This is a genomic window from Paenimyroides ceti, assembly GCF_030409925.1.
Genome location: NZ_JAUFQU010000015.1, coordinates 1 through 11,915 on the forward strand (window position 1 = coordinate 1; position 11,915 = coordinate 11,915).

Genomic DNA, 11,915 nt, shown 5'->3' on the forward strand with positions numbered 1-11,915 from the left:
CATTTATTTCATAAAAATTTTAGCTGCTTTCTTGCAAGCGTACATTTTCACAATATTATCATCACTGTTTATAGGTCAAGCTGTTCAAACGGAAAGTGAACACTAAAAATTACTTTACTTTGGTAATCATTCGAGTTTTCGAATTTCAATCGATTATAAAATAGAATATCTATTTATTCTAAAAACAGATTTAATTGTATTACCTGAAATTCAATGTTCTAAAGACGAGAAACCTCCAAAGCGATCCAAACTGACCAACCTCCTAATGAAGAATCAAGACCACCTCCTTTAGGGTTTTGAATCATTATAACAATGATTAATAAAAGGGATACGATGGTTATTAGTACTAAAAAGATTGTAAACGTATTCATTTTTTAACTATTATAGTTTTGTAACATTTTAATATTGGAAATTCGGTCTGCAAATAAACTACTTTTTTCTGGATATTTCAAAATTAATATTTCATAAGCTTGAATTGCTTTTTGATATTTTTTTTGTTCCAGGTATATTTTTGCAAGGGTTTCGGTCATTAAAAAAGATTGGTCATCCTCGTTTTTCTCAATAAATACAGGCACTGAAGACATGTTTTTATTAGGGATTATTTTAGGATTTGTTTCAATAAAGCGATTGATAAGCTCTTCTTTTTTTCTTTTCTCTTCTTGAAGTTTTTCTTCTTTTTGTGGTTCAATAGCTTCCGTTTCCTCTTCTTTTCTTTTTATTGGCTCTGCTTTTGTCAGTTGCAGCCACTCAGAGAAAGAATGTTTTTCGGCTGAAGTAAATTCAATTGGAGTACCGATTTCTAATTTTTCTTCCAGTGTTTCAACAGAAGTAACTACAGTCTCTTCATCTTCTGACAAAATATCCTCCTTTTTTTCTTCAGGCTGTGTGATTTCTTCTGTTATGAGTGTCTTGTTTGCATCTCTCTGTTCGAGTTTGGACAAGATGAGAGGCTCTTTTTCTTCGTTTTCTATATATGCAAGAGTTGATAAAATTGATTTTTCAATCGATTCTTCAAGTGTGATCTCTGGTTTTTTAGTAATCAGATAATCTTCATCAATAACTTCGACATTTTCGATATTGAGGGGCTTGTACACCGTGAAATTTTCAGAAATAATAAAATCAAACAACACATCACGATCGGTAGTATAAGCAGCTGTTTTTTTGAGCTCGCTGTTATATAAGTGATTTCTTTGGGAATGCAATCCTTTTAGATACAAGGCACGAACAGATTGTAAATAAGGATACCGCTCAATAATCTGTGTGAAGTATTGATTGTCGTTCTCATTTACCGACTCAGGATGGTTGAGTTTATTGATTAAATCTGTTAGCTGCATATTCTTACCATTTTGCTAAGGAAGCATTGAAAACATCCTGTGTTATTCTTTCGTATATTTCGTCAATGGCACCATTTAACCGCGCGCCTATCAATTGTTCATTTGCCGGATAATCGTAAAAGTGGGAAAAAGATTGTTCAAAATCATCTTCCGGTTTGTTTTTGTTGGTAAAACGTACTCTTATGGAAATGTACAGTCTGTTTTGAGCTGCTGTCTGATCAGCTGTAGCGGTCATAGGTGAGATACGGTATTCTGTAATTTCACCTTCATAAACCAGATCAGCATTGGTATTGGTAAGTGTCAGCACGGTTTGATTCTGAATCAGATCCTGAAGAGCAACCGTAAAGGTTCTTTCAATACCGGGTTCTACCAGTGTAGCATTGTTAAGAAAATTGTTGACCTGGAAAGATACCGCATCAATTTTACCTGTTCCTGTAAAATTGTATACAGAGCAACTGTTGAGCAAAAGGCTGAAAAAAAGGATAAGTGCCAGTGGCTGATATTTTTTTAATATTTTATAAATCATATTGTTTGATTTTTCTATAGAGGGTTCTTTCAGAAATACCCAGCTCTTCTGCTGCAATTTTTCTTTTTCCGTTATTGCGTTCCAAAGCTCTTTTGATCAGTTGAATTTCGCGTTCATCCAGACGAAGGTTTTCTTCGTCATCTACTGTCTCTGCAATAAGATAATGACTGTCATCATCCTCTTCTTCCGTTTCGGGATTGATAAAGTTAGGATTTTTATGATTGTTTTCTATAGGTAAAGCAATGTTTGTATGGTCTGCTGTTTCGGGCATGTCTTCTTTTTGACCGTATATGCGCTGAATCAGATTTTTATTGGTTTCCTGAACATTTGATGAATTGCCGTTTTTCATCAATTCCAAAGTCAATTTCTTAAGGTCGTTTAAATCGCTCTTCATGTCAAAGAGTACCTTGTACAGAATTTCACGTTCATTGCTAAAATCACTTTCAGACTTTTTGCTTTCAATTAAGGAAGGCAGTTGCTTATTTCTGTTAGGTAAATAAGATTGGATGATGGAGAGCGTAATATCTCTCTTGGTTTCAATGACGGATATCTGCTCAGCAATATTTCGGAGCTGACGTATGTTACCATCCCAACGGTATTGCTTAAGATATTCTGCCGCCTGTTCATCCAGTTTAATAGGAGGCATTTTGTATTTATGAGCAAAATCTGCAGAAAACTTTCGAAATAGTAAATGAATGTCTTCACCGCGTTCCCGTAAGGGCGGCAGATTTATTTCTATGGTGCTTAAACGGTAATAGAGGTCTTCTCTGAATTTCCCTTTTTCAATAGCCTCCATCATTTTTACATTGGTTGCGGCTATAATACGCACATCCGTTTTTTGGACTTTGGAGGAACCTACTTTTATAAATTCACCGTTTTCGAGTACACGAAGTAATCTTACTTGTGTTGTTAAAGGAAGTTCACCAACTTCATCCAGAAAAATGGTACCTCCGTCTGCTACTTCAAAATAACCTTCCCGATTTCCTACAGCACCCGTAAAAGCTCCTTTTTCGTGTCCGAATAGCTCGGAATCTATAGTTCCTTCCGGAATAGCGCCACAGTTTACTGCAATATATTTTCCGTGTTTACGGTGAGATAATGAATGAATTATCTTTGGAATATTTTCTTTTCCAACACCGCTTTCTCCGGTTACGAGTACCGAAATATCTGTCGGAGCTACCTGAATCGCTTTTTCAATTGCACGGTTCAGCTTCGGGTCGTTTCCTATGATTTCAAAACGTTGTTTGATGGCTTGAATTGATTCCATTTTATTGTTTAAACAGTTTAATGTTGCATTTCTGAATATCCTATAGCTTCTCCGATGAGAGTGGCAGAAGTACAATCTGTCACCTGAACGTTTACAAAATCACCGACTTTATAAGTTCCTTTCGGGAAAACAACTACTGTATTATGGGAATTTCTTCCTGACCAGTACTCATCAGAACGTTTGGACGCTTTTTCAATCAAAACTTCTACGGTTTGACCTACAAAACGTTGTGTTTGTTCCAAAGCAATTCTTTGCTGTAGATCCACAATTTCCTGTAAGCGGCGTTTTTTTATAGCTTCAGGCACATCATCTTCCAGTTTTCTTGCTGCCAGTGTTCCGGGTCTTTCTGAATAGGCAAACATATATCCGAAGTCATAACGTACATATTCCATTAAGGATAAGGTGTCTTTATGGTCTTCTTCTGTTTCTGTCGGAAAACCTGTAATCATGTCCTGTGAAAGTGAACAATCAGGAATGATTCTTTTGATGTTATCTACTAATGCCATGTACTCTTCACGTGTATGCTGGCGGTTCATTTCATGTAGAATCCTTGTGCTTCCTGACTGAACCGGCAGGTGAATGTATTTACAGATATTATGATGTTTGGCAATGATATGTAAGACTTCTTCATGCATATCCTGCGGATTGGATGTTGAAAATCTGAAACGCATTTTAGGATACGCTGTTGCGCACATATCAAGTAGGTTAGCAAAGTCTACTGCTGTTGCTTTTTGCATATCGGTAGCTTTAACGTAATCTTTTTTAAGGCCACCCCCATACCATAAATAGCTGTCGACATTCTGCCCTAAAAGTGTTACTTCTTTAAATCCTTTTTCATGGAGTTCTTTTATTTCCTGCATAATGCTTTGAGGATCGCGACTGCGTTCTCTGCCTCGTGTAAAAGGAACAACGCAGAACGTACACATATTGTCGCATCCGCGTGTGATAGATACAAAAGCAGTAACACCGTTTGAATTTAATCGTACAGGAGCAATGTCTCCATAAGTTTCCTCTTTGGATAAAATTACGTTTATAGCATCACGTCCTTCTCCTACCTCTTTTAATAAGTTGGGCAGGTCTTTATAAGCATCAGGTCCTACTACCATATCTACAATCTTTTCTTCTTCAAGAAACTGACTTTTCAAACGTTCCGCCATACACCCCAATACTCCCACTTTCATAGAAGGATTGATTTTTTTTACAGCATTATATTTTTCAAGACGTTTGCGAACGGTCTGTTCGGCTTTGTCACGTATAGAACAGGTATTTACCAATACTAAATCAGCTTCTTCAAGATTTTGGGTTGTATTGTATCCTTCATTTGCTAATATAGAAGCAACGATTTCACTATCAGAAAAATTCATCTGACATCCGTAACTCTCAATAAATAACTTTTTTGAGTTATTTGAGTTTTGCTCTAAAACCAATGTGGTTCCCTGTTTGTTTTCTTCAATAATCTTTTCCATAAACCAGATAAATGGGTGCTAATCAATTTGCAAAGATACGATATAATTTTTCTTTATGACAAGATGTCAGCGTGAGTTTTGGATTTTTTTGCGGATATTTAGAGCGGTTTTAAAGTAATGGGGATGGAGCAATTTTTAAAAAAACTACACATATATATATAGGTGTATGGTTTCAAATAAAAAAAATCCCATACTTTTGCCAAACTAAAACGTGAAGAATGGCAAAAAATTTAGTGATTGTGGAGTCGCCGGCAAAGGCAAAGACAATAGAAAAGTTTTTAGGAAAAGATTATCAGGTAGAATCCAGTTTCGGTCATATTGCCGATTTACCTTCTAAAGAGATAGGGGTAGATGTGGAAAATAATTTTAAACCAAAGTATGAAGTTTCTACAGATAAAAAAGCAGTAGTAAAAAAACTAAAAGACTTAGCAAAAAAAGCTGATTTGGTTTGGTTGGCTTCCGATGAGGATCGTGAAGGAGAAGCTATTGCCTGGCATTTGGCAGAAGAACTGAATTTAAAAGACGAGAATACACGTAGAATTGTTTTTCATGAAATCACGAAAACAGCTATTAACAAAGCTATAGATAACCCAAGAAAAATAGATTACAACCTGGTCAATGCACAGCAGGCACGTCGTGTCTTAGACCGTCTTGTGGGATATGAACTCTCTCCTATATTATGGAAGAAAGTAAGAACAGGTTTGTCAGCAGGAAGGGTACAGTCAGTATCTGTTCGTTTGATTGTAGAGCGTGAAAAAGAAATTAATGCCTTTACAACAGAAAGCTCTTTTAGTATAACGGCAGAGTTTCAGACAACAAAAGGCAAGATTTTTAAAGCAAAGCTGCCTAAGAACTTTAAAACACAACAAGAAGCAGAGTCCTTCTTAAAGCAAAATATAGGAGCGCAGTTTAAGGTTAGTGCACTGGAGACAAAACCGACTAAGAAGTCTCCGGCTGCACCTTTTACTACTTCTACTTTACAGCAGGAAGCTGCACGTAAATTATATTATTCTGTTGGACAGACAATGATGTTAGCACAAAGGTTATATGAAAGCGGACTCATTACTTATATGAGAACGGATAGTGTTAATCTTTCTCAGGAAGCTATGCAGGCTGCCGAAGCAGAAATTATCCGTTCTTACGGAAAAGAGTTCAGTAAACCACGGGTTTATACAACAAAAGCAAAAGGCGCTCAGGAAGCTCACGAAGCCATAAGACCTACTGATATGTCTAAACACAGTGTCAGTATTGATAGAGATCAGGCTCGTTTATACGATCTGATATGGAAAAGAACACTGGCTTCACAGATGAGTGATGCGGCTTTGGAAAGAACCAATGTAACAATTGTAGCAGATAAACATAATGATCATTTTTCTGCAACAGGAGAAGTGTTGTTATTTGAAGGATTTTTGAAAGTTTATCTTGAAGGACATGATGACGAAGATGAAGAACAGGAAGGAATGTTGCCTGCATTGATTGTCAATGAAAAACTTGATAATAATGCTATTATTGCTACTCAGCGTTTTTCCCGACCTCCAGCACGGTATACAGAGGCTTCATTGGTAAAAAAACTGGAAGAATTAGGAATCGGTAGACCTTCTACTTATGCACCGACTATTTCTACAATCATTGCGCGTAATTATGTTGAAAAAGGAAATGCTGAAGGAATAGAACGAAATTATGAAGTTATGCAGCTGATTGACGGAGTAATAAAAGCATCTGTGCAAACAGAAAAAGTAGGTGCTGATAAAGGAAAGTTGATTCCTACTGATATCGGTATTATTGTAACCGACTTTTTGGTAAAAAACTTTTCGGCTATTCTCGATTATAATTTTACAGCTAAAGTTGAAGAAGATTTTGATGCGATTGCAGAAGGAAATGAGGACTGGACCAAAATGATGAATGATTTTTACAGTCATTTTCATCCTGTAGTACTCGATGTGGAAAAGAATGCTGAACGGGAATCCGGTGAACGGATATTAGGTAAGGATCCAAAATCAGGAAAACCAGTACTTGTGAGATTGGGTAAATTTGGTCCTATGGCACAGATAGGGGATATTGAAGATGAAGAGAAACAATATGCAAGCCTGCGTCCTGATCAGAATATCGGAAATATTTCTCTGGAGGAAGCATTGACTTTATTTTTGCTTCCCAAAAATTTAGGATTGTATAAAGATGAAGAGGTTGAGGTAAATAATGGTAGATTCGGACCTTATGTGCGTTTTGGGAAAATGTTTATTTCGTTGCCAAAAGGAGAAGAGCCGCTTGATGTAACTCTTGACAGAGCCATTGAGCTTATTAAAGAAAAAGAAAAAGCAGATGCGCCTATCGCAACTTATAATTCTTTGCCTGTGCAAAAAGGTGTTGGGCGTTTTGGTCCGTTTATCAAATGGAATAATATGTTTATCAATGTAAATAAAAAATACAATTTTGATCATTTATCTCAGGCAGATATCAACGAGTTGATTGAAGATAAGATACAGAAAGAAAAAGATAAAGTTATTCATAACTGGGAAGAGGAAGGAATTCGCGTTGAAAAAGCCCGTTGGGGACGATCTGTTGTGCTTAAAGGAAAGATAAAAATAGAGCTAAGTAAAGATGTTGATGCGGCGGCACTGGATCTCGAATCGGTTAAGAAAATGATAGAAGCAAAAGAGCCTGCCAAAAAAACAGCGGCTAAAAAGACAACCACTAAAACAGCTGCAAAAAAGAGTCCTGCCAAAAAAGCAACTGCCAAAAAAGCGACCGTTAAAAAGAAATAGTATATGAATTATGAATTTTTAAAACCTGTTTCTGCAAATTTGCTGGTATATCTATCTGATCTTCCGGTAAATACGGTAGGTGAAAAGCTGCTATTGCATACCCCGGATCATTTTCCAGATCTGGAAGGGATACAATTGGCTCTTATTACTGTTAATGATTCAAGGGGATTGAATGCTAAAGGAGACAAGGTTAACTTCGATGCTTTTCGTAAAAACTGGTATGGATTATTTCCCGGAAACTGGAGTGCTATAATGGCAGATCTTGGTACAATAGATGCAGGTGAAACGCTCAATGATACGTATTTTGTTGTGAAGAGCATAGTGGCAGATTTGCTGCATAAAAACATTTTACCAGTTATTATCGGCGGCTCGCAGGATCTAACTTATGCGATATATCGTGCGTACGACAGATTGGAGCAAATGGTGAATCTTGTTGCTGTTGACAGTAAAATAGATGTTGTTTCGGATGTCATAAACCCTTCAGAATCTTTTCTGACTAAAATAATAATGGAGGAACCTAATAACCTGTTGAACTATGCTAACATAGGTTATCAGACCTATTATAATTCCCAGGAGGAGATAGATCTTATTGATAAATTATACTTCGAATCTTACCGATTAGGTGAAGTTGCTTCTAATATAGCGCTTGCAGAACCTATATTAAGAGATGCAGATATTGTAAGTGTGGATATCCATGCGGTAAAATCTGCTGATATGGGTTATTTTTCAAAATTTAATCCGAACGGATTTGATGGAAGGGAAATTTGTGCATTAGCAAGATATTCAGGACTAAGCGATAAAGTTAGTAGTTTCGGAATTTTCAATATTGACACTATTTCTGCTGAAAGTTTGTTAATTACACAAATTTTGTGGTATTTTGTTGAAGGATTCAACTTCAGAGTCAATGAATATCCTTACATTAGCAAAAAAACATATTTCAAATATAATGTTTTACTTGACGATCAGGAACTTGTATTTTACAAGAGCGATGTTTCTGATAGATGGTGGATAGAAATTGATCAGGCAATTTATAAAGAGGGTGGAAGAAAAGTTTTATTTCCATGTTCTTACGAAGATTATATTTCCGCTACAAATCAGGTAATTCCGGAAAGATGGTGGAAAGCGATCAAAAAAATGATTGATTGATAAGAAAAAATACAAGTGTTAAATAAAATTTAAATTTTTTTTTATTTTCTTTGTATAATTCAAAATAAATAAATAGGTTTACGCTTTAGAAAAAAATTATAAATAAACCCCGATTAATATATGAAGAAGTTCATTACACTTACAGCGGTTATTTCATTGTTGTTCAGTTGTGGTTCAGGAGATAGAGGTGAAGTTCTAAATGGAGTTCAAGGTAAACGTTGGGTTACCGAAAAACCTCAGGGAATGGCTTTTGTTCCAGGAGGATCCTTTACAATGGGTAAAACGCATGAAGACCTATTGGGAGCGGAAGATGCTCCTCCAACATTAAAGACCGTTGGTTCGTTTTATATGGATGAGACAGAGGTTACAAATAATCAGTACCGTAAGTTTGTTGAATTTGTAAAAGATTCAATCGTTAGAACAAAATTAGCTATTATGGCTGATGAGATGGGGATGGATGCAGCAGCAGGAGGTATAGGAGCTTTTGCTTTTTTACCGGAAGAAGATCCTTCTTTGAATCAGAACCAATCTGCGTATGATCGTTATATGTATGACAATTACTATAGTATGGCGATGGACACAGATGAGTATGCCGGAAGAAGATTGAATAAAAGAGCCCGAATCATAACTAATCCACAAAGATATCCGGATGAGTACTATGTTGAAGTGATGGATTCATTATATATTAAAGCTGATAATAATACAAAAGGTTTGACTACGTTTGATGTAGCTAAACTGAACTTCAAATATTCATGGTTTGATAAAGAAGCGAATGTTCGTGATAATGTAACAAGTCCGAGAGATCGTAAAGCAAAATATCTTAAAACCGAAATTGTAAACGTTTATCCTGATACAACAAGATGGGCAAAAGATTTTAGCTACTCGTACAATGAGCCGATGTTAAATGAATATTTCTGGCATGAAGCATACGGAGAGTATCCTGTTGTTGGAGTTAACTGGAATCAGGCCAAAGCATTTACAGCTTGGAGAACGCTTTATAAAAATACTTATTTAAAATCGCGCAGAGCCAATCATACACTAAACGAATACCGTTTACCAACAGAAGAAGAATGGGAATATGCTGCTCGTGGAGGAATCCAAAACGCAATGTACCCATGGGGTGGTCCTTATATGACCGATGAGAAAGCTTGTTTCTTGGCTAACTTCAAGCCGGACAGAGGTAATTTCGCAGATGACGGAGCATTGTATACTGCTGAAGCAAGATCTTACAAACCAAACGGATACAATTTGTATAATATGGCAGGTAATGTGGCAGAGTGGACCGCTACAACATACGATCAGGCATCTTATGTAATGAATGCTTCACTTAAGCCAAAGTCAAAAGAATCATTAAATCCTTTGAAAGTAGTTAGAGGAGGTTCATGGAGAGATCCGGCTTATTTCTTACAGGTAGCTACACGTGATAAAGAGAATGCGGATTCCGCAAAAAGTTTTATCGGGTTTAGAGTTGTTGTTGCAGCACCGGATCCTTTATTACAGTCGACTTCTCCAAGAAGCGGAAGAAGTGGCAGATAAAAATTAACTAAATTACTATTTATTATATTATTAAAATTAACAGATTAGAATTATGGCAATACCGAAAAAAGTAATGAACTTCTGCTATGGAATGGGTGCGGCAGTTGTAATTGTTGGAGCTTTGTTTAAAATTACACATATTGAGTTGGGGCCGTTAAATGGAAACAATATGTTGACTGTTGGATTATTGGTAGAGGCATTGATTTTTGCAATATCTGCTTTTGAACCAGTTGATGATGAGTTTGATTGGTCAAGAGTTTATCCTGAATTAAAAGGTGGTGAGCCAAGACAAATGCAGGTTTCAACAGGTGGGTTTTCTGGGTCTTCTGTAGTAACAGGGACAGGATCAGGATCAGCCGTTTCTGGTTCAGGTTTTGCAGGTAGTGGAAATGCAAATTTCTCAGGAGGTTCTGGTTATTCAGGTGGTGGAGCAGTGATTGCTACTTCAGAAGAAAGAACGTTATTGTCAGAAAAATTAGATAAGATCTTAAAAGATGCTAAAATTGACGGGCAATTAATGGAAAGCTTGAGCAACAGCATTCGAAACTTCGAGGCAGCTGCTAAAGGAATTGCGCCTACAGTAGATGCAGTAGCATCATCTAACAGATATGCAGAAGAAATGAGTACAGCTGCTTCACAGTTAGAGTCGTTAAACGCAATGTATAAATCACAGTTAGAAAGCGCTACAAGAAATGCTGATATCAACAAAGAAGTGGCAGAAAATAACTTTAAATTAAAAGAACAAATGCAGTCGTTGACTTCTAATTTGTCAACTTTGAATGCAGTATATGGTGGAATGTTATCTGCTATGGGTAAAACTGCTAATTAGTATTAATCTATTAAAATCTAATTAGAGAAATTATGGCAGGAGGAAAACAAACCCCAAGACAAAAAATGATTAACCTGATGTATTTAGTGTTCATCGCTATGATGGCTCTGAATATGTCTAAGGAAGTGCTTTCTGCTTTTGGTTTAATGAACGAAAAGTTTGAAAATACTAATGAAGCTGCGACTATGGTCAACACTGGCCTTTTAGAAGGTTTAGAGATTAAAGCTTCTGACGATCCTACTCGTTATAAAGAGCCTTACCAAAAAGCACAACAGATAAGTAAGCTTTCAAATGATTTCTATAATTATTTAGGAACGCTTAAAACATCGATTACCGAAAAATTGGTATTGACCGATGATAACAAATTGCCTTATGAACAAATGGATAAAGGGGAGGTAATTGATTCTGGATGGTTTATTGGAGATAAGTATAGTGATAAAGGAAATGAAATCATCTCTAAATTTAATCAATATAGAGAAGAAGTTAAGAAAGTTTTAGGTACAGATGTAAGCTACAAATTCTTAACACAGAATCTGGATCAGAAATTCAATACGGACGATGTAAAAGATTCGCAGGGAATTGTAAAACCTTATTTGGACTATCACTATAAAGGTTTCCCTTCCATCGCTTCTTTGGCTAAATTATCTGCTTTGCAGAATGATGTAAAAGAAATTGAAAATGAAGCTTATAACCTGTTTTTAGGAAATTCTTTGAAACAAGCGGCTTCTATGAAAAATTACCAGGCATTTGTAATCACTGATAAATCGGTTTATTTCTCTGGAGAACCAATCAAAGGAAAAGTAGTTTTAGGACGTTTTGATAAGTCAACTGTACCAACTGAAGTTATAGTTAACGGAAGTAAAATTAATTTATCAAACGCAAATGCTTTCTCAGACGGTCAGGTAATCTTAAACATGACAGCTGGTTCTGTCGGAGAGCATAAGTTTAGTGGTAAATTTACCTTTATGGAAGACGGACAGGCTGTTCCTGTAGATATTCAGAATTCAAATTATGTTGTTGTGGCACGTCCAAATTCAGCAACGATTGCT

At 36.2% G+C, this 11,915-nt stretch carries 9 protein-coding genes and 1 pseudogene; 5 read left to right on the forward strand and 5 right to left on the reverse strand.

Going from position 1 to position 11,915, the window contains the following annotated elements; translation table 11 throughout:
* Nucleotides 1-248: 248 nt before the first annotated feature.
* From secG to miaB, 5 genes and pseudogenes are all read right to left on the reverse strand, one after another.
* Nucleotides 249-371, reverse strand: a pseudogene (gene secG, locus QW060_RS18670) (preprotein translocase subunit SecG); the annotation flags it as partial.
* A gap of 3 nt (nucleotides 372-374) precedes the next feature.
* Nucleotides 375-1,334 (reverse strand): tetratricopeptide repeat protein, encoded by a 960-nt coding sequence (locus QW060_RS18675; protein WP_290364179.1) that lies wholly within the window; start codon nucleotides 1,332-1,334, stop codon nucleotides 375-377.
* Between the two features lie 4 nt (nucleotides 1,335-1,338).
* Entirely contained in the window at nucleotides 1,339-1,860 is a 522-nt protein-coding gene (locus tag QW060_RS18680; RefSeq protein WP_290364178.1) for an LptE family protein, read from the reverse strand.
* The gene (locus QW060_RS28900; protein ID WP_290364177.1) at nucleotides 1,850-3,127 is read right to left on the reverse strand and encodes a sigma-54 interaction domain-containing protein; all 1,278 of its coding nucleotides are present in this window, start codon (nucleotides 3,125-3,127) and stop codon (nucleotides 1,850-1,852) included. The genes QW060_RS18680 and QW060_RS28900 overlap by 11 nt, the downstream gene beginning before the upstream one ends.
* 17 nt (nucleotides 3,128-3,144) lie before the next feature.
* Nucleotides 3,145-4,593, reverse strand: a complete 1,449-nt coding sequence (gene miaB / locus QW060_RS18690; protein ID WP_290364176.1) for a tRNA (N6-isopentenyl adenosine(37)-C2)-methylthiotransferase MiaB — start codon at nucleotides 4,591-4,593, stop codon at nucleotides 3,145-3,147.
* A gap of 218 nt (nucleotides 4,594-4,811) precedes the next feature.
* Between miaB and topA the strand changes: the two genes are divergently transcribed.
* The 5 genes from topA to porM form a co-directional block, all read left to right on the forward strand.
* Complete coding sequence (gene topA, locus QW060_RS18695) at nucleotides 4,812-7,355, forward strand: type I DNA topoisomerase (RefSeq protein ID WP_290364175.1); 2,544 nt, start codon at nucleotides 4,812-4,814, stop codon at nucleotides 7,353-7,355.
* Nucleotides 7,356-7,358: 3 nt separating this feature from the next.
* On the forward strand, nucleotides 7,359-8,501 hold the full coding sequence (locus QW060_RS18700) for a formimidoylglutamase (RefSeq protein WP_290364174.1): 1,143 nt from the start codon (nucleotides 7,359-7,361) through the stop codon (nucleotides 8,499-8,501).
* 120 nt (nucleotides 8,502-8,621) lie between these two features.
* Nucleotides 8,622-10,037, forward strand: coding sequence for a T9SS ring complex lipoprotein PorK/GldK (porK, locus tag QW060_RS18705; protein WP_290364173.1), 1,416 nt, complete (start codon nucleotides 8,622-8,624; stop codon nucleotides 10,035-10,037).
* A 52-nt stretch (nucleotides 10,038-10,089) separates the two neighbouring features.
* Nucleotides 10,090-10,866, forward strand: coding sequence for a type IX secretion system motor protein PorL/GldL (gene porL / locus QW060_RS18710; RefSeq protein WP_290364172.1), 777 nt, complete (start codon nucleotides 10,090-10,092; stop codon nucleotides 10,864-10,866).
* 32 nt (nucleotides 10,867-10,898) lie between these two features.
* Nucleotides 10,899-11,915: type IX secretion system motor protein PorM/GldM (gene porM, locus QW060_RS18715; RefSeq protein WP_290364914.1), on the forward strand; the 1,017-nt coding region annotated here is incomplete at its 3' end.

What these genes read in the sequence shown, in the direction of transcription:
- QW060_RS18675 (WP_290364179.1), bottom strand. Translation starts at nt 1,334, where the DNA reads ATGCAGCTAACAGATTTAATCAATAAACTCAACCATCCTGAGTCGGTA.
- QW060_RS18680 (WP_290364178.1), bottom strand. Translation starts at nt 1,860, where the DNA reads ATGATTTATAAAATATTAAAAAAATATCAGCCACTGGCACTTATCCTT.
- QW060_RS28900 (WP_290364177.1), bottom strand. Translation starts at nt 3,127, where the DNA reads ATGGAATCAATTCAAGCCATCAAACAACGTTTTGAAATCATAGGAAAC.
- miaB (WP_290364176.1), bottom strand. Translation starts at nt 4,593, where the DNA reads ATGGAAAAGATTATTGAAGAAAACAAACAGGGAACCACATTGGTTTTA.
- topA (WP_290364175.1), top strand. Translation starts at nt 4,812, where the DNA reads ATGGCAAAAAATTTAGTGATTGTGGAGTCGCCGGCAAAGGCAAAGACA.
- QW060_RS18700 (WP_290364174.1), top strand. Translation starts at nt 7,359, where the DNA reads ATGAATTATGAATTTTTAAAACCTGTTTCTGCAAATTTGCTGGTATAT.
- porK (WP_290364173.1), top strand. Translation starts at nt 8,622, where the DNA reads ATGAAGAAGTTCATTACACTTACAGCGGTTATTTCATTGTTGTTCAGT.
- porL (WP_290364172.1), top strand. Translation starts at nt 10,090, where the DNA reads ATGGCAATACCGAAAAAAGTAATGAACTTCTGCTATGGAATGGGTGCG.